Source organism: Komagataeibacter intermedius TF2, from assembly GCF_000964425.1.
GTDB lineage: Bacteria > Pseudomonadota > Alphaproteobacteria > Acetobacterales > Acetobacteraceae > Komagataeibacter > Komagataeibacter intermedius.
This window is the reverse complement of sequence record NZ_BANF01000545.1, coordinates 1-419: the sequence shown is the minus strand read 5'-3', so window position 1 is coordinate 419 and position 419 is coordinate 1. Positions and strand designations below refer to the sequence as shown.

At 64.4% G+C, this 419-nt stretch carries 1 pseudogene; it reads right to left on the bottom strand.

The features are described from left to right. Positions 1-92: 92 nt before the first annotated feature. A pseudogene (locus B7449_RS18510) lies at positions 93-419 on the bottom strand (ParB/RepB/Spo0J family partition protein); the annotation flags it as partial.

Below are 419 nucleotides of genomic sequence, written 5' to 3'. Positions count from 1 at the left end.
TCCTGCCAGAGGCCGTTGCTGGCTCACCGCCCGACGTCACCACTAGGGGCGACGGGCCGTGAGCCAGAGCCGTACGACGGCAACAGCCTCGCTCAGCTGAAGCCTACAAACTCAACATGCGTCCTGAGGAATTCTTCAGGTGTCTGCGATGGCGGAGCCAGACTTTCGGCCCTGCCGTGCGGCACCTCATCCCCCTGATCTGCCGCCAGGTCTGTGGGCGTGTCAGTCACTTCATCGAGCTCAATGCCCGTCGCGGCAGGATCATCTGTTCCCGGGCCACCAGTCCGCGCATCGGCATCCGCGTCGTCTTCCAACTCGGTCTCGTCGTCATGCGCCAGGTCCCCATCATCGTCATCCGCTTCGGATGGCGGGGCAAGCGCTTCCGCGAAGGTGGCGTTCAGCGCTGCGACATCGACCTG